Here is a 24,904-nt window from a genome sequence, read left to right as displayed (position 1 = left end):
GTGTTTCATTTAAGGAGGCGGAGATGAAAACAGTAAAAGGGCCGGGCATATTCCTGTCGCAGTTTATCGGCGATCGGCCACCGTTTAATTCGCTGGCCGGACTGGCTGAATGGGCGGCGGGACTGGGATACAAGGCGTTGCAGATCCCCTGTCATCAGCCCGCGATTTTTGATGTTGAGCAGGCGGCCGTCAGTCAGACCTACTGTGACGATATCCGCGGTCTGCTGGCGGGCTATGGACTGGAAATCAGTGAACTTTCAACCCATCTGGAAGGGCAATTGATCGCGGTAAATCCGGTCTTTGATGCTGCCTTCGACAGTTTTGCTCCAGCGGCGCTGCGCGGCGATCCGGCCAGGCGTACTGAGTGGGCCATTGCCACGCTAAAGCGCGCGGCAGCGGCTTCGGAAAAACTCGGCCTGCAGGCGCATGCGACCTTTTCCGGATCGCTGGCCTGGCCGTGGTTCTATCCGTGGCCACCGCAAAGCCCGGCGCTGTTCGATGAGGCCTTCGCCGAACTGGCGCGCCGCTGGTTACCGGTGCTGGACAGCTTTGACCGGCACGGCGTTGATCTCTGTTATGAAATTCATCCGGGCGAAGATCTGCATGATGGCGTGACGTTTGAGCGATTTCTGGCGCAGGTCAATCATCATCCGCGCTGCAATATTCTGTTTGATCCCAGCCATCTTCATCTGCAACACATCGATTATCTGCAATTTATCGATATCTATCATCCGCGGATCAAAGCGTTTCACGTTAAGGATGCCGAATTTCTGCGCAATGGCCGCAGTGGCGTTTACGGCGGATATCAGCCGTGGCTGTCGCGGGCCGGTCGTTTCCGCTCGCCGGGCGATGGGCAGATCGACTTTAAAACCATTTTCAGCAAACTGGCGCAGTACGATTACCCAGGCTGGGCGGTGCTGGAATGGGAATGCTGCCTGAAAGAGGGCGAGACCGGCGCGCGTGAAGGCGCAGAGTTTATCCGTCGCAATATTATTCCGGTCGCCGATCGCGCTTTTGACGATTTTGCCGCCGCCGCTGCGCCGGTACGCAGGCAACTGGGGCTGGACTGAGTCCCTGAAGGTCGGGCGGGCGACGCAGCGGTGCAGAAAAATGTGTTAGCCTGCCTGTCACCGATTTGAGCAAGGGTTGCCATAATGTCGATTCAGAAAATCGCCCGGCTGGCCGGGGTCTCGGTTGCCACGGTTTCACGGGTGTTAAATAACAGCGACAGTGTCAAAGATCGCAATCGCCAGAAGGTGCTGCAGGCGATCAAAGAGAGTAATTATCAGCCTAACCTGCTGGCGCGTCAGTTGCGTACCGCCCGCAGCTCCATGATTCTGGTGATGGTCTCGGATATTTCTAACCCGTTTTGCGCTGAAGTGGTGAAAGGGATTGAGGAGCAGGCTGAGAAAAACGGTTATCGCATTCTGCTGTGTAATTCAGGTTCAGATATCGAGCGGTCGCGTTCCAGCCTGCAGTTGCTCTCCGGCAAAATGGTAGATGGCATCATCACCATGGATGCGTTCAGTAAACTGGCCGAGCTGAGTCAGTTGATTGGCACTGCGCCGTGGGTGCAGTGTGCTGAATATGACGACAGTGGCGCGACCTCCTGTGTCGGTATCGACGATCGCGTTGCCGCCCGGCAGGTGGTCGGGTATCTGGCTGAGCAGGGACGGCAGCGCATCGGCCTGATCAATCACGATCTGAGTTACAACTATGCCCGGCTGCGTCAGCAGGGTTATCTGCAACAGCTCAGTCAACAACGGCTGAGCTGGCAGGCGATCGCCTACGCCAGTGAGCTGAGTTTTAGCGCCGGTCAGGCGGCGATGAATCTGTTACTGCAGGCTGAAACCCGGCCAGACGCGGTGTTTGCCGTCTCTGATACGCTTGCCGCCGGTGCAATGGCGGCTATTCAGCAGGCTGGCCTGCGCATCCCGGACGATATCGCCGTGGTTGGTTTTGACGGCACCGAGCTGGCCGGCATGGTTTCGCCGCCGCTTACCACCCTGGCCCAGCCGTCACGTGAGATAGGCCGCCAGGCGTGCGAACTGGTGCTGCAGAAAATTGCCCGGCCCGACGCGTCGCCGCAGCGCATCATCATGACCGGCGAATTAATCCTGCGCGCCAGCAGCTAACACCTCACTTATCAGCCTCCCGCTTTCATGCGAAATACCGCTTAGCGTTATTGTCCACTAATCCGTGACAGTGATTGGCTTTTGACGCCATTGTTCGACGATCAGGTTTACTTATATGCTGTTTCTAACGAAGGGCACTCGCGCTTCACACCATTAAACAGCACGTTAAGGGGCAGAACATGATTGAGCAAAGATTGTCAGAACAACGCGGCGTCGGTGATCACGGCTGGCTGAATTCACGTCACACCTTCTCCTTTGCCAACTACTGGGACCCGAAACAGGTTGGCTTTTCTGATCTGCTGGTCATTAATGATGACCGGGTGGCGAAAGGACGTGGCTTCGGTGCGCATCCCCACAGCAACATGGAGATTATCTCTTACGTACTGGAAGGCGCACTGGCGCACAAAGATTCGATGGGTACCGGTTCAGTTATCGTGCCCGGCGACGTGCAGCTGATGAGCGCCGGCAGTGGCGTGACGCACAGTGAGTTTAACCACTCCAGTACCGATGGCGTGCACTTCCTGCAAATCTGGGTGGTGCCGGCAGAGAAAAACAGCCCGCCGGGATATCAGCAGGTTTCGATCAGTGAAGCGGATAAACGCGGTAATCTGCGGCTGATTATTTCGCCGGAAGGGGAAAATGGCGCGCTGCGGGTGCGTCAGGATATCCGTATCTATGCAGGCTTATTCGACGGAGACGAGCAGCAAACCCTGACGCTGCCGGACGATCGCTACGCTTATATTCATGTGGCGCGCGGCAGTATCACCGTTAATGGACTGCAGTTTAATGCCGGAGACGGTGCGCGGGTGCGTGACGAGAAAACTCTGACCTTCAGTGGCGGTAACGACGCGGAAGTATTGGTGTTCGACCTGCGGCCAAATGAAGTCAATCATCCGACCCGTTAACCGTTAATAAAAACTGCGCGGCTTGCACCGCGCAGTTTTTTGCTGTTAACGCGCGTTCAAAAACGCCAGCAGATCCTGATTCAGTTGATCCTGATGCGTCACCGCGAAACCGTGTGGCGCATTGTCATAGACCTTCAGTTCTGATCCTTCAATCATCTCTGCGGCCACTTTACCGGTGGATTCAAACGGCACCACCTGGTCGTTGCTGCCGTGGATCACCAGCGTCGGCACATCTACTTTGGCGATATCGGCACGGAAATCGGTCTCGGAGAAGGCGGTAACGCAATCAACGGTGCTCTTCAGTGAGGCCAGCAGCGCAATGTTCAGCGTCTGGGTCAGCACGCCTTCCGAAACGGTCTGACCGGCATTAAGGCCGTAGAACGGCGTGGCGAAATCACTGATGAACTGCGCACGATCTTTCAGCAGGCCATCGCGGATACCGGCAAACACCGACAGATCGACGCCCTGCGGGTAATCAGCGATTTTGCCGAACACCGGCGTTACCGCGCCAAGCAATACCAGCGCCGCCACACGTGCAGTGCCGTAACGGCCGATATAGCGCGTCACATCACCGCCGCCCATTGAGAAACCCACCAGTGTGACATCCTGCAGATCGAGATGATTAATCAAATCGTTAATATCAGAAGCAAAAGTATCGTAATCGCTGCCGGTCCAGGGTTGTTCGGAACGGCCAAAGCCACGACGGTCAAAAGCGATAACCCGGTAACCGCGCTCTGCCAGGAAATTCATCTGGCTGTCCCACATATCCGCATCCAGCGGCCAGCCGTGGCTGAACAGTACAGGCTTACCGGTGCCCCAGTCTTTGAAATAAATATGGGTGCCGTCGGTGGTTTTGAGTGTGCTCATGGTATTGCCCTCTACATGACGTGATGAATGAAAGGTTGCTGTACAGCCGGTCAGGCTGGTGCCACCAGGTATCGAACTTCAGGCGGATTTTCACCCTGATGAAAGGCGTTAACCCGACGCTGGATTTTTTGATCGTTGATGGTGTAGCGCTCTTTCTGGCGTAAATGTTCTACCCAGGAGCCCACCACAAAGGTTTCGACGAAAATGCCAGGCTGGAGAATATCTTCGTAGACTGACCAGTTGATGGCACCGCCCCGACGCCTGACGCGACGCATATCCTGCATGCAGACGGCAAAGGCATGGGCTTCATCAATATTAATCCGGTATTCGTAATTCACCATCACCGGACCGCGTTCATGACGAATATCCAGCACCGGGGCGTTAACGCCATCACCGATCATATCGAGATTCAGATCGGGGTCCTGATCCAGCCGCCAGCGCCACACCGTGCTGCTGGCCAGCACCATGCCGAGCGTGGCGATACAGAGTGAAACCGGAATGCTGAAGTGGGAAGCCAGCTGTCCCCAGAGGGTGCTGCCGAGCGTCATTGAGCCAAAGAAAACCGTCAGGTAGACCGCCAGCGCACGGGCCTTAACCCATTTCGCTGCGCTGCGCTGCGCGCCCAGGTTCAGCGTTGACAGCACCGCAATCCAGGCGAAGCCGGTAAAGAACTCGCAGGCATTCAGCAACCAGAAATGACGGACAAATGCCAGCGCCAGCATGGTCAGGGCGAACAACAGGCTGGCCAGCACCATCAGCCGATCGGAACTGAAGCGGCGGCGCAGGCGCGGCAGCATCACCGCACCGGTAATCGCGCCAATGCCGATACAGGCCAGCATAATGCCGTAACCGCCCGGACCGAGGCCGAGCTCCCGACGCGCCACCAGCGGCAGCAAAGCCCAGCCGGCACTGCCGAACAGGAAGAAGGCGACCGTGCGCACCAGCACGTTGCGTAATACCGGCGCAGCGTGAACATAGCGCAGTCCGGCGCGAACGGCCGGGAAGAAGTGCTCCGGCGGCAGGCGCTGGACGCTGGGTTCCGCCTTCCAGCGATAGAGCACCCACGCCACGCCGAGCACCGACAGCGCATTCAGCAGAAACACCATCCACGGACCGGTAAAGGAGAGGATCAATCCACCCAGCGCCGGGCCGATGGCGCGACTGATATTGATACCCAGTGAATTCAGCGCAATCGCCGGACCCAGCTCCGATTTACTCACCAGATCCGGGACGATCGCCTGGAACGGTGGCGAACTCATCGCGGCACCGGCGCTGAGCAGGAAGGCGGCGGCCAGCAATACCGTTGGCGTAACGTGGCCGGTATAGGCCAGTACCGTCAGCCCGGCGGCGGCGATAAAGGTCCACAGCTGGGAGAACAGCAGGTATTTGCGACGGTCAACGATATCCGCCATCACGCCCGACGGCAGGGCGAACAGAAACATCGGCAGGCTGCTGGCCGCCTGCACCAGCGCCACCGCCAGCGGATCGGCGCTGAGCGTTAGCATGGTCCAGTTGACGCCAACATCGTTCATCCACGAGCCGATATTGGAGACTACCGTGGCAATCCACAACATCCGAAACACCGGCTGATGCAGCGGCTGCATCGGAGAAACGGCGCCTGCTTTCGGCGCGTCGCTGACCTCCTGATCGAGCTGGTGAATGTCATTAACCTGCGCCATGGCGCACCTCCTGTTGAGCACTGGCACCCAGCCGCCAGCCGCCTGGCCCGGTTAATGCCAGCGTGGTGAAGATAATCAGCAACAGCCAGCCAAACTGGCCTTCAGCAATCGACCAGCCGGGATGAACCACCAGCATCGCCACCAGCAACACCGCAATGATCGGCAGACAGGCGAGGCGGGTACCCCAGCCGAGGATGATAAATATCGGACACACCACTTCCGCCAGAATGGCCGGCAGCAGACTCATCATCGGACCCAGTCCAAACGGGTCCTCGATACGCGTCAGTTCTTCACTGAAATGCAGGATCTTAGGCAGCCCGTGCACATGTAACAGCAGCAGGCTGCCCGCCAGTCGCAGGAAGAACAGCCCCGCGTTAACCCGGGGCGGCTGAGTGAATAAGGTCTTCATGATTAAAACGCGAAGCAGCTGCAGCCGAGCGCGCCCCAGAAGGCGTTGTCTTCGGCGACCGGCACGCTGGAGCCGCGCGCGATATCGTGCGAGTGGCTGTGTACGCCGCACGGACCGCTACAGTGGTGAGCCGCAGGCATCATGCCGACGCGGCTCTGCGCTACCGGCGGCGCGCTGCGGTAATGACCCGGCACGTTAACCACCGGAGACCACTCGGGCAGAACCGGAATGGCAGGCGGCGCTTCGGAGGTGAATGAACCGGCAGCATAGACGATGTTGCCATCTACCACGGTCAGCACCGATTCAATGCCTTTGATCTCCTCTTCAGGCACGCTGAAAAAGTCTTTGCTGAGCACGGCCATATCCGCCAGCTGACCCGCTTTAATCTGGCCTTTTTTACCCTGTTCACTGGAGAACCACGCGCTGCCCTGGGTCCAGAGCATCAGTGCGGTTTCGCGGTCGAGGCGGGCGTTAACGTCATACATCTGCATTCCGCCGACGGTGCGTCCGGATACCAGCCAGTAAAGTGCGGTCCACGGGTTATAGCTGGCGACGCGGGTGGCATCGGTACCGAGTCCGACCGGCACGCCGGTTTCCAGCATCCGCGCCACCGGCGGCGTATGCCGGGTGGCTTCAATGCCGTAGCGTTCGGCAAAGTATTCACCCTGAAACGCCATGCGATGCTGGACCGCGATGCCGCCGCCCAGCTCTTTGATACGATCAATATTGCGCTGGGTGACCGTTTCCGCATGGTCGAAGAACCAGTGCAGCCCGTTAAACGGAATATCGCGGTTGACCTTCTCGAACACGTCGAGCATCCGGCTGATCGATTCGTCATAGGTGGCGTGCAGGCGGAACGGCCAGCGATGCTCGACCAGATGACGCACCACGCGCTCCAGCTCATCTTCCATGCCTGGCGCTAAGTCAGGACGCGGCTCGAGGAAATCCTCAAAGTCTGCCGCCGAAAACACCAGCATTTCGCCCGCGCCGTTGTGGCGGAAATAGTCGCTGCCCTGGCCCGGCGTCAGCATATCGGTCCACTTTTCGAAATCTTCCAGTTCGTGGCCTGGCCGCTGGGTAAACAGGTTATAGGCGATACGCAGGGTCATCTGCTTCTTCTGATGCAGTTCGGCGATCACTTGATAATCTTCGGGATAGTTCTGGAAACCGCCGCCGGCATCGATGGCGCTGGTCAGGCCGAGGCGATTCAGCTCACGCATAAACTGGCGGGTGGAGTTGATCTGTTGCTCCAGCGGTAGCTTCGGCCCTTTGGCCAGCGTGGCGTAGAGGATCATCGCATTGGGGCGGGCAATCAGCATGCCGGTCGGATTACCGTTGCTGTCGCGCTGAATTTCGCCGCCCGGCGGGTTAGGCGTCTCTTTGGTGTAGCCCACTACTTTTAACGCGGCGCGGTTAAGCAGGGCGCGATCGTAGAGGTGCAGCACAAACACCGGCGTGTCCGGCGCGGCTTCGTTGATCTCATCGAGCGTCGGCATCCGGCGTTCAGCAAACTGGAATTCTGTCCAGCCGCCCACCACGCGCACCCACTGTGGCGACGGTGTACGCAGCGCCTGTTCCTTCAGCATACGCAGCGCATCGGCAACCGAAGGGACGCCTTCCCAGCGTAATTCGAGGTTGTAGTTCAGACCGCCACGGATCAGATGCAGGTGTGAGTCGTTCAGACCCGGCACGGCGGTGTGACCTTTCAAATCGATCACTTTGGTGCCGTCGCAATGGTATTCCATCACTTCCGCCAGCGAGCCGACCGCGACGAATTTGCCTTCGCGGATGGCGACGGCTTCGGCAAACGGATTGCTGCGGTCAACGGTGTGAAATTTGCCATTGGTTAATATCAGTTCTGCTTTACCCAGCGTAACCATAGATCCTCCTGAATGGGGTTGTCCGACTTGCCGCGGGACAGGGAAGTGCGCTGCAGGGAGCAGGGCACGAATAGAACGGATTATGGTGAGAGGTCTGTTGGAGCGTCTAGTTATACGAAGGGATACCTATACCTTCGTATAGTTATACGCAGAGATAATAGTCTGGTTTCGCCGACCGTCCTACACTGCGACCAGACAGCCAGCAGCCTGAAGAGAAAGCCTGCATTAACACGTTCTGGCTGTTCATTTTGCTCCGTTCCGGTTTGCGGAAATCCAGTTACTTAACCTCTATGGGTGAACACATGTCCAACGCTAAGCTTGAAGTCCTGACGCCACATAACAGCCAGATCATTTTCATCGACCAGCAGCCGCAGATGGCGTTTGGCGTGCAGTCAATTGATCGTCAGGTCCTGAAAAACAACACCGTTGCGCTGGCGAAAGCGGCCAAAGTTTTCAACATTCCCACCATCATCACCACTGTAGAAACCGAAAGCTTTTCGGGTCACACCTATCCGGAGCTGCTGGATGTATTTCCGGGTCAGGACATTTTAGAGCGCTCCTCAATGAACTCCTGGGATGACCAGAAAGTGCGTGATGCGCTGGCGGCCAACGGCAAGAAAAAAGTGGTGGTTTCCGGTCTGTGGACCGAAGTGTGTAACAACAGCTTTGCGCTGTGCGCGATGCTGGAAGGCGGTTATGAGATTTATATGGTGGCTGATGCGTCAGGCGGCACCACCAAAGAGGCACACGACTATGCCATGCAGCGCATGATTCAGGCCGGTGTGGTGCCGGTTACCTGGCAGCAGGTGATGCTGGAGTGGCAGCGTGACTGGGCTAACCGCGATACCTATGACGCGGTAATGAACATTGCGAAAGAGCACTCTGGTGCTTACGGCATTGGCGTGGATTACGCCTACACCATGGTGCATAAAGCGCCATCACGTCAGAAGAGCGAGCACCGCACGCTGGCGCCTGTTCACGCGCCTGTACGCTAAGTTGCAGCCTGCTGATCGGCATCTGATGCCGGTCAGCACTGCCGCAGAACAGGAGCCTGATATGTTTCCTCTCATTATTTCACTCGGCGCAGGCGTGCTGATCGGCCTGCTGTATGCGCTGCTCAATGTCCGTTCGCCCGCACCACCAGCGATTGCGCTGGTCGGCCTGCTGGGAATGTTACTGGGCGGCGCGTTGATGCATGCCTGGCTGCCCGCCGCCAGACCGGCGACCGCGCTGCTGCAGCCGGCCGATCCAGCCACTCTCACTTCACATCAGGCAGGCCGATCATGATGAAATCGTACGCTATTTCTCTGATTGTCGGGCTGCTCGCCGGCGTAGTCTATGCCCTGATCGATGTGAATTCCCCGGCACCTCCGGTGATCGCGCTGGTGGGGCTATTTGGCATGCTGGTGGGTGAGCAGTTGATTCCACTGGGAAAACGCTTAATCCGCCGACAACCGGTGACGCTGGCGTGGTTCCGCCACGAATGTGTCCCCAAAATCAGTGGTACACCGCCACCGGGCGGCGATAAAGCACCCTAAGTCCTTCACCAGGCAGGTAAGGGCTTTCAGAGGATAACTGCATGACGCTGTCACAGCGTATTGTCATTGTTGATGATGAACGCTCAGTCCGGAGTGGGCTGAGTAATTTATTGCATTCTGACGGCTACACCACACGATTATTCGAGTCGGGAGAAGCGTTACTGGCAGATGACAATGCGCTTTCTGAGGTGAGCATGTTGATCATTGACGTCGGACTCAAAGGGATGAGCGGTTTTGAGCTGTTCACGCTGCTGAAACAGCGACCCGCTCTGCCGCCGGTAATCTTCATCTCTGCCGACCTGGAAGAGACTACCCTGTGGTATGCCATTGCGCTGGGTGCGCTCACTTTTTTTCGCAAACCGATCGATGTTGATGCTTTTCTGCAGCTGATCCGCAGTGAATTGTCTGACGACCAAGGCAACTGCGCAGAGTAACCGTAACCGATGGTAAGCTGGCTGCCGTCGCTGGGGATTATCTGGCCGCGTTCAGCACTCGGGTTTTGTGCGCTCGTTCTGCATCGGGCAAGGCAGAGCGCGGCTGAACCGGGCAACCTTACAGTAACAGGCTGCCCGAATGCCTTAGCGGCGTCGGGTGTTGGCGATATTCAACCGTTCCGCTGCCCGCACCAGATCGGATAACGACCGGGCATTCATCTTCTCCATCACCCGCCGTTTATGCACTTTGGCGGTAATCTCACTGACGCCCATCTCTGCGGCGATCTGTTTATTCAGCAGTCCGCTAATTGCCAGTAACATCACCTCACTTTCACGCGGTGTCAGCGTCTGATGGCGCAGAGTCATCTCACGTTTCTCCTGCGAGGTCGCCATATTCTGTTCCGCAATACGCATGGCTTCTGATACCGCCTGCAGAATACGGTCAGGATCAACCGGTTTGGTCAGGAACTCGTAAGCGCCGGTTTTCATCGCCCGCACCGTAACAGGAATGGTGCCAAAACCGGTTAAGAAGATGGTGGGGATGGTGAATCCGCGATCAATCAACACCTGAGCGACCTCAAACCCATCCGCGCCCGGCATATTAATATCCAGAATCAGGCAGCAGGGAAGCGGGGCGAAGTCGTGCGCGAGGAAATCATCAGCGGAAGAAAAAGAAATAACGTCGTAATTGTCAGAACTGAGCAGATTACTCAGGGCTGTGGTTACCGCAGCGTCGTCATCAACGATATATACGATGTGATTCATAGAGATCTCATTCCAGCCAGCAGTTCAGAAAAGTTTCAAACCTGGGTGGTGTAAAGTGATCAGCAGTTATTTCACTCTTAGCCTGTCAGCCACGGAAAACCACCGGTGTTAACAGAATCTTATCATAACAATTTTCATTATCATCTATAAATTACGCTCTTGATGACATTCAGATAAATAACTGAAAATAATGGTTAAATGATGAACGGAGTGGCGCCGTTAACCTCCTGAAACAGTGTTTCAACCGCCGTGTAGCGGTCATCAAAGCCGATTAATTCTGTCATCATTTGGTCATTTTTTAGTGTCAGAAGAATCGTCAGTTGAATAGTGCAACTCACCCGTAGAAATAATCCATATTGAATGTCAGCGTAATAAATTGATCAGACCATGTAGTGTCCGTGCATTCTGACAAAAGATTCTGCCGGTACGTAATTACTTTTTATTATGTCAGACGTTTAAATGGCGGCGGCGTTTCTATTGCAGGATAAAAACAGGACCAGTTAATTTTAAAGATGTCGGGCGGGAGAGGGCGGCAGGTGTTTATCGCGTATTGACCAGCGCGCGCAGATTAGATTGATTAATCCAGCCAGCCATACGGCTTAAGCGCCTCAAGGGTGACCCGATGAATCCTGACTCCTTATCATGCTGAACGGACTGAGTGAGGTACAGCGCGTGGAGAGTCAGTGATTGCCACTGCCCAGGCACACCTGGACGTCGTGATAAGCCGAGCCTGGCAAAATTTCGTCACGTAACCTCAAAATTCCATTCACTATTGTTACATTTAGGTACTGTTTAGTTTGGGTTAAGTAACATCGCAGCACTGTATTTTGCTTAAGTGCAGTAATTTAGACGTTTAACAGACAAACAGGTATTAATATGAAGTTTTCTACTATCGTTGCATCTCTGACTCTGGCCGGTATGGGTTTTGCCGCAAACGCAGTTACGCCTGGCAATGTTGCCGTCTATGCGACCGAACAATCTCAGGGGTCCGTATCCATTGGTGATAAAACTTCCTACACTAAAACCTTTGAAGTCTCGATAGCCAATTTATCCGGCGATCCTGTTGATTTATCAACGATTTGCCTGAAGGCTTACACGCCTGATAATAAAGAATTTAAAATCGATACTGTTGATGAAGCGTTAACCACCGGCTCTCTGAAACAAGGCAAGCCGGTTAAGGGAATCGCTGTGTTTGCTGATGAGCAGGATGTTGTACTCAAAGCGGCGCTGGTTAAAATCTCCGACGAATGCAAATAATCCGCTAAGGCAGCCTGCGGGCTGCTTTTCCGCTGGAACTCGCCTGATTAGCTCTCGCGACAAAATGCCTGCTCTAAGCAGCCGCCCGGCATAATTCACATCGCGCCACATAGTTACAACATACTAAATAGTGAAACAATCCCGGCCTTAACTCCGCAGCGAACGATGGCTTTAAAGTCGGAATATCGGGCCGGTAAGCCCGTGACTTATCCGTTTGTATAACTATCCATCTTCGACGCTGAGCGGAATAATCGTGGCTGCACCAGCCGGACAGCATGCCGGTTGCGATTCAGTCACTTTCAGCGCGGAGGGCCTATGTGTGAGGAGGTAAGCAGACAGGCAACATTGCCTGCGACAGGCAGCAGTAGCGTCAGGGCAATGGATGCCGTGGTCAGCGATATTCTGCCGTGGATTGAACAAAACCTGTTTGATGAACGGGTCCGGGTGAAAACCATCACCAGCAAAAGCGGTTACGGTCACTGGCATTTTCAACGCGCGTTCCGCGATCGCACCGGCTATAACCTTGGCGAATATATCCGTCTGCGCCGGGTTATGCGCGCGGCAGTGGCGGTGATCGCCACCAACAAAGGTCTGCTGGATATTGCGGTGGAAAACGGTTTTACCAGCCAGCAGAATTTCACCCGCACCTTTCGTAAATATCTCACCCTGACGCCCGGCGCGTTTCGCAATCAATACGGTCACGATCTGCCCGCCTGTGAGCGTTTCCTGTCTGAACGGCTGAGTCCAGACACCGCGCCCTGGCTGCGGCTTGCACTGGCGTCACATCAGTATGGCTCGCCGCTGTTCTGTGCCGCCTGAAGGGCGGTCAGGTCAAACACCAGACGCGCTGTTTTGCTGCGACAGCAGCGCCGCAATCACCGCTTTGCTGGCTTACTCTCTCTCTGCGGTTTTCAGCAATAACTCTAATCAAAAGAAACAGCTGCGTCAGTGGCGGCTGTCGGCTTTTGCCGCTCAGTAAAAAGTCATTACATTTTAAAACAGTTTACGATTCAGAGAGTAACCGCAATAAGCGTAGCGGTATCCGTGGCGCGGCTGTTAATCCTCACTAAGCTGAAGAGTCAACCCTATAAATACAGGGATATTTTTCGGCTGGAAGCTATTCGCAATGTCTTCATGAGGCTTATATGAGCGGAGAACACTGCACCATTATTTTTAATGGTGAACGGCTAACCGGGTTAGCTGATCAACCCTTGATTGATTTTCTTGATGCGCAGGGAAAAAAACTGCCCCATGTCTGTTATCACCCGGCACTGACACCGTTACAGAGTTGCGATGTTTGTTGGGTCGATGCCAATGGCGAGCGGGTGCGTGGCTGCACCTTGCGTACCCATGACGGATTAGAGGTGCAGAGTGAAGGCGCTGCGTTGCAAGTGGCGCAGCAGGAGGGGATGGATCGGTTGCTTAATCGCCACGAACTCTACTGCACGGTGTGTGAACACAATACCGGTGACTGCACATTACATAATGCTGTGGCGGATATGCATATTCCGATTCAGTACTATCCACACCAGCCCAAGCCGTACGCCAAAGATCACTCCAATCCGTTTTATACCTACGATCCTGACCAGTGCATTTTATGTGGCCGCTGCGTGGAGGCCTGCCAGAACGTTGAGGTTAATGAAACGCTGTCGATAGACTACACGCAGGCGCATCCGCGGGTGCTGTGGGATGGCGGTACCGAGATTGCCGGCTCAAGCTGCGTCAGTTGTGGACACTGTGTCACGGTCTGTCCGTGTAACGCGCTGCTGGAAAAAACCATGCAGCCGGATGCAGGCCCGTTCACCGCCATGGATGAAGGGCTGAAACGTCCGCTGATCGACTTCGTCAAAACGCTGGAAAACAGTATCGGCATGGAACCGATCACCGGCGTGTCAAAAATCGATGTGGCGCTGCGCCAGGCCGAAATCAAACGCACCAAAACCGTCTGCACCTATTGCGGCGTCGGCTGCAGTTTTGAGATCTGGACCCGCGATCGTCACATCCTGAAAGTTCAGCCGGTGGCGGATGCGCCAGCAAATGGCATCTCAACCTGCGTGAAAGGTAAGTTTGGCTGGGACTTCGTTAATAGCCCGCAGCGTCTGACCACGCCGCTTGTTCGTGAAAATGGCCGCTTCCGGCCCGCCAGCTGGGACGAAGCGCTGCAGCGCGTCGCCGACGGTTTACGCCGGGTTGCCCAGCAGTATGGCGGCGATGCGATTGGGTTTATTGGCTCAAGTAAAGCCAGCAATGAAGAAGCTTATCTGACACAGAAGATTGCCCGACTGATCTTCGGCACTAACAACGTTGATAACTCGTCGCGCTATTGTCAGAACCCGGCGACAGAAGGGCTGTTTCGCACCGTCGGCTACGGCGGCGATGCCGGCACTATTCGCGATCTGCAAAAAACTGAACTGATCGTTATCGTCGGCAGCAATCTGGCGGAGAACCATCCGGTTATCGCCTCGCACATTAAGCAGAGCCACAAACATCAGGGGCAGAAACTGCTGGTCGTTGACCCGCGTCGTCATGAAATGGCCGAGCGTGCTGACCGCTATCTGCGCATCCGACCCGGCACCGACCTGGTGTGGGCATCTGCGATGGCGAAATATATGTTTGATCACGGCTATGCCGATCAGGCTTTCCTGGCACAGCGGGTTAATCAGGTAGAAGAATACCGTGAATCGCTTGCCCCCTTTACCCTGGCGTTTGCCAGCGAGACCTGCGGCCTGAGTGAGGAAGAGCTGACAGCGGCAGCCGAGATGATCGGCCAGGCTGGCAGCGCCTGTATTCTGTGGGCGATGGGCATCACCCAGCACAGCCACGGCGCGGACACCAGCACCGCATTATCCAACCTGCTGCTGGTGACCGGCAACTATGGCCGACCCGGTACCGGCGGCTATCCGATGCGCGGCCATAATAACGTGCAGGGTGCCAGTGACTTCGGTTGCCTGAGTAATGTTTATCCGGGCTATGAAAAAGTCAGCGATGCTGCGGTACGGGAAAAATGGGCGCGCGCCTGGGGCGTCGATCCTGAAGCGCTGTCCGATCAGCCGGGCGCGGATAACTTCAAGATGGTGCAGCATGCCCATGAAGGCAAACTGCGCGCCATGTATATCACCGGCGAAGAAACCGCGTTTTCCGATGCGGATTCCACCAACGTGCATGAAGCCTTCAGTAATCTGGAATTCATGGTGGTGCAGGATATCTTTATGAGCCGCACCGCAGAGTTCGCCGACGTGGTATTGCCGGGCTGCCCGAGCGTGGAGAAAGAGGGCACCTTCGTCAATACCGAGCGGCGCATCCAGCATTTCTCGCCTGCCATGGCACCGCTTGGCGACAGCCGGCCAGACTGGCAAATCTTCACCGATCTGGCCGCGCGGCTCGGGCATCCGTGGTATTACCCGAATCCAGGCGCAATCATGGCTGAAGCCGCCGGCATCGCGGAGATCTTTGCTGGCGTCAGCTACGAGCAACTGGTGGGCTGGCAGTCGCAAATCTGGCCGGTGAACGCCAACGGTGAAAGCACGCCGCTGCTTTATACCGAACAGTTTCACTTCCCGGACGGGAAAGCGCGGCTCTATCCCTTACGCTGGCAGCCGCCGGCCGAGCAGGAAGATGCCGAATATAACCTGCTGCTCAACAATGGCCGGATGCTGGAGCATTTCCAGTCCACCAACCAGACCGGGCAGGGTGGCCGTTTTATGTCGCTGTCACCGAATGCGTTTGTGGAAATCTCGCCGCAGCTGGCCGCCGAGCGCGGTCTGACCGAAGGCGAGTGGGTTCGCATTTCCTCCCGGCGCGGCTCGATGGATGTTCCGGTAGTGATCACCGATCGGGTGGCCGGTAACGTGCTGTTTATGCCGATCCACCACGGAAAGGATGGCGTCAATACGCTGACCGGTGAACACCATGATCCGGACGTAAACACCCCCGCCTATAAAGAGGTGGCGGTAAACATGAAGCGTGTGGAGCGACGCATCCAGCCGAATCCTCTACCGTTACACAATTTTCGCTATGGCCAACGCACGCCGCTGGATCACCTGCCGGTGGAACAGAAATGGCAGCAGCAGGGCTATCGCGAACCGCCAGAACACGTTGAAAAACCGGAGAAATTCTGATGGCAGAAAGGATGAAATATCAGGTTACGCCGACCCGTACTGAGCAGACCGCCAGAGAAGCGATGGATGAGTTAATCGAAAGCCTGCATCAGCACGGATTTTTGCGACTGGCGAACGATCTGGTGAAATCAAATAGCGAGATCGGCAAGATTCTGGTGTCAGGTCTGAATCAGCCTGGCACCCAGAGCGCCCTGCAAAATCTATCGCTGTTGATGATGACGCTGGGCAGCGTTCCGCCGGAAAGGTTTAACCACCTGCTGCTCGCCCTGCGGGATGCGGCGATGGCGATTAAACCGGCCAGGGAAGAAGCCAATAGCGGCAAAGCCGCGCCAGGGATCCGCGGCATTATCCGGCTGCTGAATGATGATGAACTGTGGCGTGGCCTGAGTCCGGTTTTATCGGCCCTCAAGGTTTTCTCGCAGCAAATCGACGGGGAAGAGCAGAAGCCGATCACGCGTTTTAGTGGCAAGAGCAGTCTGGAGTAATCCACCGCAGAGGGTGCGCGACCGCACCCTCTGCGAGTCAGGCCGGTTTATAGATCAGATGTCCGGCGACGCCGCCGGCTCCGCCATCTTTGGGATGGTTGATGCCATCGCTAACCGGAACATCGGTAAAATCAAACGGGGAAACGCCCGCCAGGCAGGCAACGTTGACACCATACTGATCGGGCTGTGAACGGCTCTGATGAAAGGTGTAAATGCCGCAGACTGAACAGAAGTAATGGCCGACCTGCTTGCTGTTAAAGCGGTATTCGGTGAGCTGTTCTTTGCCGCGCGTCACCTCAATCTGGCTGGCAAAGACCACAACCGTGCCCCGCATCCGGCAGAACGAACAGTTGCAGCGCCGTATCGTGTTAAATCCATCTTTCAGCGTCACGCTGAACGCCACTGCGCCACAATGGCATTGTGCCGATATCTCATTTTGCATCGCGATCTCCTGGATAAGTGCGTAGCGGCTGGCGTGATAGCGTCTGCCACGTTTACGCCGTCACAACAGTGTAGCGCGGGAAAATGACGCGCTGTAGATTAAACGGTAATCAGCGTCAGGTCCTCCGCCTCAAAGGCGCTCAGCAATGCTTTATCCAGTTTTTTCTCCACTACCAGTAGCGAAAGCGCATGACATTCCGCGATTTTAAACCGGGCCACCGCAGGGATTTTTTCGGCCGTCAGGCCGACAATCACCTGATTACTCTGCTCAATGGCCACTTTTTTAAATTCACAATCGGCATAGTCAAAACCGGTCAGTCCGGCTTCCGGGCTCATTGCACAGCCACCGATAAAGGCCTGGTCGAACAGCATGCCTCGCACCTGCTGAATAGCGCTTTGCCCGACGCAGCCGCCGGTGCTTTTTTGCATCTGCCCGCCCAGCATGATCACCTCCGCGCGCGGATGCGCTAACAGCACCGCCGCAATATCAGGCGCATTGGTTACTACGGTTAAGGCAAGATCTGCCGGCAGAGCCCGCGCCAGCGCCAGATTGGTGGTGCCGGCATCAATAAAAATGCAGCTGTTGCTGTTGATCAGGCTGGCGCAGCGCTGCGCGATCAGGGCTTTTACTGCATGATCCTGCTCTTTTCGATGGGTAAAACTGCCTGCATCCGGCAGCGGCAATACCGCTCCGCCATAGACCTTTTTACACAAGCCCTCTTTACTGAGTTCATGCAAATCCCGGCGGATAGTGTGTTCCGAGACCGCCATCTGGCGTGCCAGATCCGCGCAGACCACGCGTCCGTTCTGCTGCAAAATCTCACGGATCAGCGCTTGTCGCTGCTGCGGGAAAGCTGCATAATCGAGCATTAATACTCCTGAATAATCACAATCGAGCTATAGTGAGCATCATCACGCCGCCGCTTACCGCTGTCAATAGGGTCAGAGGCGGGCAGGCTTTGATCAGGGCAGATGGCTGGCCTCTGGCATTCATTTTTAAAAAGGATCGGTATGGCTCTTCGCGAAACTGCAGTATCCCCGACGCTGGCAACGCGGATCGTTTTTTTTCTTGCCGGTTTTGTTACTGCAACCTGGGCGGTGATTGTCCCGTTTGCGCGTGCCAATACCGGTGTCAATGAAGCGGTACTGGGAACGCTACTGCTGTGTCTGGGAATGGGGGCGCTGATCGCAATGCCGGTTACCGGCTTGCTGACCAGCCGGTTCGGCTGCCGGCGGGTGATTCTGGTGGCGATTGGATTGATTATTATCAGTACGCCCTGGCTGTCGGTACTGAGCGATCCGCTGTGGCTGGCGCTGGCGCTGTTAGTGTTTGGCGTGGGTATCGGCGTCACCGATTGCGCCATGAACATCCAGGCGATTCTGGTGGAGAAGCAGTCTGCGGTACCGTTAATGTCCGGTTTCCATGGCATGTACAGCGTTGGCGGAATTGCGGGCGCCGGGCTGATGACGTTGTTGCTGGCAATGGGGTTAAGCGTGCTGGCCAGCTGCTTACTGGTCATTGCGGCGGTGGTGGTCATGACGCTCTACAGCGCGGCCGGTTTGCTGACCTATGCGAATCCTTCTGAAGGCCCCGCTTTTGCGATACCGCGCGGTAGTGTACTGATTATTGGTATTATTTGCTTCGCGGTGTTCCTGACCGAGGGCACGGTGCTGGACTGGAGTGCGGTCTATCTGACCGATGTCCGGGCTATTCCGGAGGCGCTGGGCGGACTGGGCTATACCTTTTTTGCGGTGGCAATGACGGTGGCGCGCCTGACCGGCGATCGGATTATTTTGTCGCTGGGACGCTTTCCGGTGGTGCTGGGCGGCGCGTTAATTGCTGCCGCAGGTCTGGCTATCGTCACCTTTATCACCGCCTGGCCGCTGGCGTTACTGGGTTATGCCCTGGTGGGCGCGGGCTGCGCCAATATCGTGCCGGTGATGTTTTCAGCCGCAGGGCAGCAGACGGTGATGCCGCAATCCGTCGCGGTGCCGGCGATTACCACACTCGGCTATATGGGCGTATTGAGCGGCCCCGCCGTGATTGGCTATGTGGCGCATTTTACCCATCTGTCGTTCGCCTTCTCGCTGATTATTCTGCTGATGCTGGTTGTCGGCGCGATCTCAATGACGCTGGACCTGGGACAAAGAACCGTGAAGGGGAATAACGCATGAAGATTTGCCACGTCGCGCCGTGGACCCGCGATCCAGAAGCGCAGCGCGCTTTCTGGCAGGCGATGTTTGGTGCCAACAGTAATCAGCGTCATCTCAGCAAAAACCGTCCCGGCTTCGCCTCTTATTTTTATGCGCCTGCGTGAAGGGGCGACAATCGAACTGATGACGCTACCCGAGCTGGAAGCGGGGCAGACCGGCCAGGAAATGACGGGCTGGGCGCATATCGCCATTGCGCCAGGCGATGAGCATCAGGTGGATGAGATGGCAGTTCGCGCGGCTGAGAGTGGCATATTAATCGCGCCGCCGCGCCGGACTGGCGATGGTTTCGATGAGGCAATTATCCGCGATTCTGATGGCAATCTGATTGAGCTTGTCGCGGAATAGTGCGACGTTTTCTGCGGCGGCAGAACTGTGCTGCCGCCGCATGGCTCACCGGCGGCGGCGTGGGGGCATCAGGCCTGAGCTAACCGTACCCAGCGCCGTCCCACTAGTACCGTGATAGCGACAATCGTGATACCAGCCGCCAGATGCATTAAGAAATCGATCATATGCAGATGGGTATCATGACACAGCGACAGCAGCATCGAAGCGCTGAAGGCGCTGCCGCAGCCGGCCAGCGCCAGACTTTTCCCCGGATGCAGGGAGCGGGTGCGCTGCAACGCAATCACCGACAGCAGCATCATCGGCAGACTGGCGGACAGCATAAACAGATAGCAGTGTATGCCTTCACCAAAACGACCCGCGCCTGCAGGCGGTCGTGATGAGGACATGTTGAGCAGATTGAGCGTCAGCCATACGCCAGCCAGCAGCAACAGCCAGCCCATGCCGGACGCTTTTCTTCCGGCAATACTCAGGGTAAATGCCGCAGCGAGGCTGCTGCCAGCAATGATCAGCGATAGCAGCAGGGCGATCAGCGCGATCGTCGCGTCAGGCTGTGACCAGTCGGTCAGCCGGGTATGAAACGCCCAACTGCTCAGCGCGCCGCAGGGCAACGCCGCGGCTATCCAGCCGGTGACGCGCCAGGGTGTCGGCCAGACACGCCGTACCGGCTGAGCGGACTGGCTCAGCCGATCAATAAACGGGTCATGATTTCTCATGATTGCTTCCATATTTTCGTAGGTTAAGCATTGCACGATGCAGCAGGGATTTGACCGCTGATACCGACTGATTGGTTTCGGCGGCCGCCTGCGCCAGACTTTGTTCACGCAGATGGACCGATTCAACGATTTCACGCTGTCGCAGCGGCAGCGTACCCAGATAGCCGGTGAGTTCATCTGTCGCCGTGGCGCTATCAGCGCTGTCGGCGGGCTGCTGGTTCAGCGCATCCTCATCCTGTACTTCCTGACGGCGACCGCGCTGACGCAGTGCATCTATCGCCCTGGCAGAAGTGATAGCCGCCACCCAGGGCAATATCGGGCGACGGGGATCGTAGGTATGGCGTACCCGATGAATCGCCAGCAGCGTCTCCTGAATCACATCTTCGACCAGCGCAGCGTCACTGATTTTTTTGCACACTAAAGCGCGGATGGCCGGAACCATCGCTTTTAACAACTGGTTATAGGCGTCTCTGTCGCCTTCCTGCGCGCGGGCCATCAGGTGTGGCCATAGCAGCGCGCGGTTATCAGTTTCTGGCATTCATCATCAGCAGATTAACCGTCTGGCGGGCTGCCACGGTGTCGATTCATCATGGGATTCACGTTTTCTTTCCGTTCTCCGTTGCCTGATCCAGAGCTGAAATGACGATACCTGGCGTCAGCACCTGAGGCAATACCACCGGCTTACCGCCATTGGCGGGATAGACCACATACAGCGGCAGACCGCCCCGACCAAAGTCACTCAGCGCCTGTTCCACATCAGGATTATATTTGGTTGAGTCCGCCACCATGTAAATGGTACTGGTACGTGCCATCGCTGCTTTGACCGCCTGCGTCGACAGCGAGGTACGATCGTTGACCTGACAGGTAATACACCACGACGCGGTAAAGTTAACCAGAATCGGTTTGCCCTGACCTTTAATGGCGTCGACATTCTGCGGTGACCAGGCTACGGCTGCGGCGGCCTGCGAGGCTTCTTCAGTTTGTGGTGCCGTGGCGAAGCTGTTCAGGTTAAGTAGTGGCGGAACCACTAACGCCAGGAAAAAGACGGTCGCGAGGTGCAGCGCCCAGTGACGCCGTCCCATCATACGGCGTTTCTGCGCCATGCCATACAGCCACGCAGCAAAACTGAATAACAGACAGCAGGCCAGAATCGCTGCCAGCGCCGCCGATCCCGCCTGACGTTCCAGCACCCAGATTAACCAGCCAACTGCGCCCAGCATTGGAAAAGCCAGACCCTGTTTAAGGGTGATCATCCAGGCGCCGGGGGCCGGTAAGATCCGGGCCAGCAGCGGGAAAAACGAGATCAGGGTAAAGGGCGCAGCAAAACCCAGCGCCAGCGCGATAAAAATCACCAGGCTGACCAGCGGCGGCTGGGTCAGGGCATAACCAACGGCGCTGGCCATAAAGGGCGCACTGCACGGCGTGGCGACAATAATCGCCAGCGCACCGGTCAGTGCCGATCCCATCAGGCCGCCACGGTCACTTCCTACGCCACCAACCCGCTGAACCGACAGCCCGACCTCAAACAGACCGAGCAGGTTCAGTGCTGACCCGAGCATCACCAGTATCAACACAGCGATCACCAGCGGTGACTGTAACTGGAATCCCCAACCCACCGAGGCACCACCGGCACGCGCCAGCAGCAGCACGGCGCTCAGTGCAACCATGGTAACTACCACGCCGAGCAGAAACGCCAGCCCTTCCATTCGGGCATGGGCAGGTTTGTCGTGATGGCGGATCAGGCTCAGCGCTTTCAGTGAGATAACCGGAAACACGCAGGGCATTAAGTTGAGAATAATGCCGCCCAGAAAGGCGGCCGCGATGGCTGTCAGCATGATGAACCTACTCAGAGGGTGAAATTAAGCCGGATTGGCCTGACGATATTTTTTAACTGCGTCCATCGCTTTCTCAATATGAGCATCCGGATTTTTGTCAGTGTAACTGAGCAGAATTTTGCCATCAGGCGCAATGACGTAAGAGGTACGGTCAGAAAGCTTCTGGCCCTTCATCTCCATGGTGCTTTTATATTCGGCCGCCACTTTTGCGCCAGGATCGGCTGCAACGGTGAATTTATCGCGGCATTCCAGCTGTGAGAATTTGGCAATCTGATCGGTATTGCCTGCGGTTACGCCAATCACTGTCGCACCCTGTTTTTTAAATTCATCGGTTGCTTCAGCAAAGTCGTGCGCTTCCAGCGTGCAGCCAGCACTGAAGGCCGCCGGGAAGAAGTAGAGCACCACCGGACCTTTCTGCAACGCCTGCTGCAATGAGAAGGTAGTGGCTTTACCCGCCAGCGCGGCTTCCAGCTTAAAATCAGGCGCTTTTTCACCGACCTGCAGAGCGGCGAAGGCAGAACTGACCGGCACGCTCAGCGCCATCAGGGTGGCGACAGCCAGGGTTTTCAGGGATTTTTGCATTGGCATCATTCTCTCTCCGTTAACAGGCAGGCGGTGTCGCCTGATGACCTTATTAACAGGTTCGCTGGTCTGGCGAAAAAGTTGCGCGCCAGGATAATTATTTTTCTCTTTTTCTATCAGGCGACCAAAAGCCGCAAAGAAAATTGAATATCGCTGACGTAATAAACCGCATCGCAATCGAATAATGGTGCAGAGCGTATTCGGCGCTGAATCGAATAAAGCTAACGGCTTTCAGGTTCACGTATCCGGATGTAACCCGACATTTGATCCCATGCTTTTGTGATTTAACGCGCATTAATGAAGCAAATATCCGCGCTTTTTTCAGCAGGTGAGGCGTGTCACGTTTCTTCAGGCGTTAAATCCCTAGATTTGCCTTAAATAAAGGTAAACCGATTCAGCAAAAGGGATGAATAATGAAAATTAAACTGGCGTTAACGGTACTGGCGGTTCTGGTTTCGGGCTCTGCTACAGCGAAAAGCTGGGTGCTGACGAGTGCTGAACAGGGCACGGATAAAGGAAACTGGCAGATTTCCAGCAGTGAGCTGAAACTGTCAGGCAAACCGTTCAGCATTGAGCAGAAGGTGCTGCATGGTGGTAAGCAGGAAGGCAGTAAAATTCTGGTGATTCGCAGTCAGGATGGCCTGACCATTACCCTGAGTCCGACCCGCGGCATGAATTTATTACGTGTCGAAGGCTTTGGCAGCCGGATGGGCTGGGATTCACCGGTGAAAGAGGTGGTAAAACCGGCGTTTATTAATCTGGAGAGCCGTAACGGCCTGGGCTGGCTGGAAGGTTTCAATGAGATGATGGTGCGCTGCGGTTATGAATGGACCGGCCACCCGGTTACCGCCGACGGTAAAATCTATACGCTGCATGGTAAAGCCGGTAATACCCCGGTTTCACAGCTGGAAGTGGAGGTGGCAGACGCGGCGCCGCATGAAATCCGCATTCGCGGCTTAATTAAGGAAAGCACCTTCAAAAAAGCCGATTTGCAGACCCAGACCGAACTGCGCTACGTGCCGGGCAGCAACAGTTTCAGCCTGCATGACGTATTAACCAACCACGGTGACTACCCGCACGATTATCAGATCATTTACCACAGTAACTTTGGCACACCGATTCTGGAAGAAGGTGCGCGTTTCCTCGCGCCGATGTCCAGCATCAGTCCGTTTAATGACTATGCCAAAGCCGGCCTGAAAACCTGGCAAACCTATCAGGGGCCAACCAAAGATTTCGACGAGATGGTGTTTAACGTCAAACCGCTGGCTGATGATCATCATCAGTCGGTCGCTGCGGTGGTAAATAAAGCAGGTAACAGCGGCGCGTCGATCCAGTTTGATACCCGCCAGTTACCGGTGCTGTCGCTGTGGAAAAATAGTGATACGCTGAAGCAAGGCTATGTGACCGGTATTGAACCCGGCACCAGTTACGCCTATCCGGTTACCATTGAACGTGAACAAAAACGTGTTAAGCAATTGCAACCTGGTGCCAGCACCGCATTTGATCTGACCTATACCTTGCTGCATAACAGTGAGCAGGTAAAAGACGTTGAGCAACGGATCAAAACTATTCAGGGCGAGACCAAAATTGATGAAATTGCGACGCCAATAGCCAAAGAGTAACCGGTAAGATAAAAATCCCGCTAACGTCAGTTGCCGTTGCGGGATTTTTTTCTACTGATAATCTGCAGTATTCATCAGCCAGCGCGGGCTACCGCGTTGAGCAGATAATAGCAGGTTCATTTATAGCGGAATTCGAGGGCGTAATGATTTCAAAAGAGAATGCAGAGCACTATCACTGGGGCGATGCCTGCGATGGATGGTATCTGCTGAAGCGTCAGGATATGCTGATTATTCATGAAAAAATGCCGGCCGATACGCAGGAAAAACGTCATTTTCATTCGCTCTCACGCCAGTTTTTCTTTGTACTCGACGGCGTGCTCACCATGGAGCTTGAAGGTGAGAAGCATCAGATTGCCGCACGGCAGGGGATTGAAATTCCTCCTGAGGCAAAGCATCAGGCGCGAAATGAGTCCGATAGCGCAGTTGAGTTTATCGTCATTTCTCATCCAACCACGCGCGGTGACCGCTCTGATGTGGCGGAGCAATAAAGCAAAGAGCAGCAGGGGTTAGGTGCGAGAGTCTGACTCTCTGTGTGAGAGCGTTAATTTAACATAAGATAGATTATGCGCACCTGATAAGGCTTTTCATTTTATCCTGTTTTTCCGTCCCGCCGCCAGAATATGCTGATTTGCATCAGGACCTTTTGCCGCTAGCGCTGTATAATCTTTTGCATATCGAAA

25 protein-coding genes and 1 pseudogene are annotated in these 24,904 nt (G+C 55.7%); 15 read left to right on the top strand and 11 right to left on the bottom strand.

Going from position 1 to position 24,904, the window contains the following annotated elements:
- Nucleotides 1-23 precede the first annotated feature (23 nt).
- The 3 genes from AABB92_RS11495 (at nucleotide 24) to AABB92_RS11485 (ending at nucleotide 3,040) form a co-directional block, all read left to right on the top strand.
- Nucleotides 24-1,070, top strand: a complete 1,047-nt coding sequence (locus AABB92_RS11495) for a sugar phosphate isomerase/epimerase family protein (protein ID WP_031374433.1) — start codon at nucleotides 24-26, stop codon at nucleotides 1,068-1,070.
- A gap of 84 nt (nucleotides 1,071-1,154) precedes the next feature.
- Nucleotides 1,155-2,135, top strand: coding sequence for a LacI family DNA-binding transcriptional regulator (locus AABB92_RS11490; protein ID WP_031374434.1), 981 nt, complete (start codon nucleotides 1,155-1,157; stop codon nucleotides 2,133-2,135).
- Between the two features lie 179 nt (nucleotides 2,136-2,314).
- On the top strand, nucleotides 2,315-3,040 hold the full coding sequence (locus AABB92_RS11485) for a pirin family protein (protein ID WP_031374435.1): 726 nt from the start codon (nucleotides 2,315-2,317) through the stop codon (nucleotides 3,038-3,040).
- A gap of 45 nt (nucleotides 3,041-3,085) precedes the next feature.
- Here AABB92_RS11485 and AABB92_RS11480 read toward each other — a convergent pair whose 3' ends face one another.
- The 4 genes from AABB92_RS11480 to AABB92_RS11465 are packed head-to-tail and all read right to left on the bottom strand — an operon-like array spanning nucleotide 3,086 to nucleotide 7,875.
- On the bottom strand, nucleotides 3,086-3,907 hold the full coding sequence (locus AABB92_RS11480) for an alpha/beta fold hydrolase (RefSeq protein WP_031374436.1): 822 nt from the start codon (nucleotides 3,905-3,907) through the stop codon (nucleotides 3,086-3,088).
- 50 nt (nucleotides 3,908-3,957) lie between these two features.
- Complete coding sequence (locus AABB92_RS11475) at nucleotides 3,958-5,586, bottom strand: MFS transporter (RefSeq protein WP_031374437.1); 1,629 nt, start codon at nucleotides 5,584-5,586, stop codon at nucleotides 3,958-3,960.
- Nucleotides 5,573-5,995, bottom strand: a complete 423-nt coding sequence (locus tag AABB92_RS11470; RefSeq protein ID WP_031374438.1) for a DoxX family protein — start codon at nucleotides 5,993-5,995, stop codon at nucleotides 5,573-5,575. The genes AABB92_RS11475 and AABB92_RS11470 overlap by 14 nt, the downstream gene beginning before the upstream one ends.
- Before the next feature lie 2 nt (nucleotides 5,996-5,997).
- Nucleotides 5,998-7,875, bottom strand: coding sequence for an amidohydrolase (locus tag AABB92_RS11465; RefSeq protein ID WP_031374439.1), 1,878 nt, complete (start codon nucleotides 7,873-7,875; stop codon nucleotides 5,998-6,000).
- A 302-nt stretch (nucleotides 7,876-8,177) separates the two neighbouring features.
- Here AABB92_RS11465 and AABB92_RS11460 point away from each other — a divergent pair, with 302 nt between their 5' ends.
- The 4 genes from AABB92_RS11460 (at nucleotide 8,178) to AABB92_RS11445 (ending at nucleotide 9,847) form a co-directional block, all read left to right on the top strand.
- Nucleotides 8,178-8,870, top strand: coding sequence for a hydrolase (locus AABB92_RS11460; RefSeq protein ID WP_031374440.1), 693 nt, complete (start codon nucleotides 8,178-8,180; stop codon nucleotides 8,868-8,870).
- Between the two features lie 61 nt (nucleotides 8,871-8,931).
- Nucleotides 8,932-9,162 (top strand): DUF1427 family protein, encoded by a 231-nt coding sequence (locus AABB92_RS11455; RefSeq protein ID WP_031374441.1) that lies wholly within the window; start codon nucleotides 8,932-8,934, stop codon nucleotides 9,160-9,162.
- Nucleotides 9,159-9,413, top strand: a complete 255-nt coding sequence (locus tag AABB92_RS11450) for a XapX domain-containing protein (protein WP_046289316.1) — start codon at nucleotides 9,159-9,161, stop codon at nucleotides 9,411-9,413. Before AABB92_RS11455 ends, AABB92_RS11450 begins: the two co-directional genes overlap by 4 nt.
- 41 nt (nucleotides 9,414-9,454) lie before the next feature.
- On the top strand, nucleotides 9,455-9,847 hold the full coding sequence (locus tag AABB92_RS11445; protein WP_031374442.1) for a response regulator transcription factor: 393 nt from the start codon (nucleotides 9,455-9,457) through the stop codon (nucleotides 9,845-9,847).
- A 144-nt stretch (nucleotides 9,848-9,991) separates the two neighbouring features.
- Here the strand turns inward: AABB92_RS11445 and AABB92_RS11440 are convergent, their stop codons facing one another.
- Nucleotides 9,992-10,612 (bottom strand): response regulator transcription factor, encoded by a 621-nt coding sequence (locus AABB92_RS11440; RefSeq protein WP_031374443.1) that lies wholly within the window; start codon nucleotides 10,610-10,612, stop codon nucleotides 9,992-9,994.
- An 876-nt stretch (nucleotides 10,613-11,488) separates the two neighbouring features.
- Here AABB92_RS11440 and AABB92_RS11435 point away from each other — a divergent pair.
- The 4 genes from AABB92_RS11435 to AABB92_RS11420 all read left to right on the top strand — a co-directional run bounded on the left by AABB92_RS11435 (nucleotide 11,489) and on the right by AABB92_RS11420 (nucleotide 16,472).
- Nucleotides 11,489-11,869 (top strand): DUF4354 family protein, encoded by a 381-nt coding sequence (locus AABB92_RS11435; RefSeq protein WP_031374444.1) that lies wholly within the window; start codon nucleotides 11,489-11,491, stop codon nucleotides 11,867-11,869.
- A gap of 315 nt (nucleotides 11,870-12,184) precedes the next feature.
- Entirely contained in the window at nucleotides 12,185-12,688 is a 504-nt protein-coding gene (locus AABB92_RS11430; RefSeq protein ID WP_082097616.1) for a helix-turn-helix domain-containing protein, read from the top strand.
- A 326-nt stretch (nucleotides 12,689-13,014) separates the two neighbouring features.
- Nucleotides 13,015-15,987 carry a formate dehydrogenase subunit alpha gene (fdhF, locus tag AABB92_RS11425; RefSeq protein WP_046289317.1) on the top strand — a complete coding sequence of 991 codons (2,973 nt, stop codon included), beginning with the start codon at nucleotides 13,015-13,017 and terminating at the stop codon, nucleotides 15,985-15,987.
- Nucleotides 15,987-16,472 (top strand): helical membrane plugin domain-containing protein, encoded by a 486-nt coding sequence (locus AABB92_RS11420; protein WP_046289318.1) that lies wholly within the window; start codon nucleotides 15,987-15,989, stop codon nucleotides 16,470-16,472. The genes fdhF and AABB92_RS11420 overlap by 1 nt, the downstream gene beginning before the upstream one ends.
- 37 nt (nucleotides 16,473-16,509) lie before the next feature.
- On the opposite strand, the gene AABB92_RS11415 is transcribed toward AABB92_RS11420, so the two are convergent.
- Nucleotides 16,510-16,914, bottom strand: a complete 405-nt coding sequence (locus tag AABB92_RS11415; protein WP_031374446.1) for a GFA family protein — start codon at nucleotides 16,912-16,914, stop codon at nucleotides 16,510-16,512.
- 98 nt (nucleotides 16,915-17,012) lie between these two features.
- A complete protein-coding gene (locus tag AABB92_RS11410; RefSeq protein ID WP_031374447.1) occupies nucleotides 17,013-17,783 on the bottom strand; it encodes a DeoR/GlpR family DNA-binding transcription regulator in 771 nt (256 codons plus the stop codon).
- 141 nt (nucleotides 17,784-17,924) lie between these two features.
- Between AABB92_RS11410 and AABB92_RS11405 the strand changes: the two genes are divergently transcribed.
- Together AABB92_RS11405 and AABB92_RS11400 are read left to right on the top strand one after the other, a co-directional pair.
- Entirely contained in the window at nucleotides 17,925-19,088 is a 1,164-nt protein-coding gene (locus AABB92_RS11405) for an MFS transporter (protein WP_031374448.1), read from the top strand.
- Nucleotides 19,085-19,472 (top strand): annotated as a pseudogene (locus AABB92_RS11400) (VOC family protein). Before AABB92_RS11405 ends, AABB92_RS11400 begins: the two are co-directional and overlap by 4 nt.
- A gap of 68 nt (nucleotides 19,473-19,540) precedes the next feature.
- On the opposite strand, the gene AABB92_RS11395 reads toward AABB92_RS11400, so the two are convergent.
- Genes AABB92_RS11395 through AABB92_RS11380 form a run of 4 tightly spaced genes read right to left on the bottom strand, consistent with a single transcriptional unit; the run spans nucleotide 19,541 to nucleotide 22,608 of the window.
- Complete coding sequence (locus AABB92_RS11395) at nucleotides 19,541-20,185, bottom strand: NrsF family protein (protein ID WP_031374449.1); 645 nt, start codon at nucleotides 20,183-20,185, stop codon at nucleotides 19,541-19,543.
- The gene (locus tag AABB92_RS11390; protein WP_031374450.1) at nucleotides 20,172-20,723 is read right to left on the bottom strand and encodes a sigma-70 family RNA polymerase sigma factor; all 552 of its coding nucleotides are present in this window, start codon (nucleotides 20,721-20,723) and stop codon (nucleotides 20,172-20,174) included. The genes AABB92_RS11395 and AABB92_RS11390 overlap by 14 nt, the downstream gene beginning before the upstream one ends.
- A gap of 58 nt (nucleotides 20,724-20,781) precedes the next feature.
- A complete protein-coding gene (locus tag AABB92_RS11385) occupies nucleotides 20,782-22,020 on the bottom strand; it encodes a protein-disulfide reductase DsbD family protein (RefSeq protein WP_031374451.1) in 1,239 nt (412 codons plus the stop codon).
- Nucleotides 22,021-22,044: 24 nt separating this feature from the next.
- On the bottom strand, nucleotides 22,045-22,608 hold the full coding sequence (locus AABB92_RS11380; protein ID WP_031374452.1) for a peroxiredoxin: 564 nt from the start codon (nucleotides 22,606-22,608) through the stop codon (nucleotides 22,045-22,047).
- A 407-nt stretch (nucleotides 22,609-23,015) separates the two neighbouring features.
- On the opposite strand from AABB92_RS11380, the gene AABB92_RS11375 reads away from it, so the two are divergent.
- Both AABB92_RS11375 and AABB92_RS11370 read left to right on the top strand, forming a co-directional pair.
- On the top strand, nucleotides 23,016-24,224 hold the full coding sequence (locus tag AABB92_RS11375; RefSeq protein ID WP_031374453.1) for an aldose 1-epimerase family protein: 1,209 nt from the start codon (nucleotides 23,016-23,018) through the stop codon (nucleotides 24,222-24,224).
- Nucleotides 24,225-24,367: 143 nt separating this feature from the next.
- Nucleotides 24,368-24,712, top strand: a complete 345-nt coding sequence (locus AABB92_RS11370) for a cupin domain-containing protein (protein WP_031374454.1) — start codon at nucleotides 24,368-24,370, stop codon at nucleotides 24,710-24,712.
- Nucleotides 24,713-24,904: the final 192 nt, after the last annotated feature.

The sequence above is a fragment of the Pantoea brenneri genome (assembly GCF_038594305.1).
GTDB classification, from domain to species: Bacteria; Pseudomonadota; Gammaproteobacteria; order Enterobacterales; family Enterobacteriaceae; genus Pantoea; species Pantoea brenneri.
This window is presented reverse-complemented; position numbering and strand designations above follow the sequence as displayed.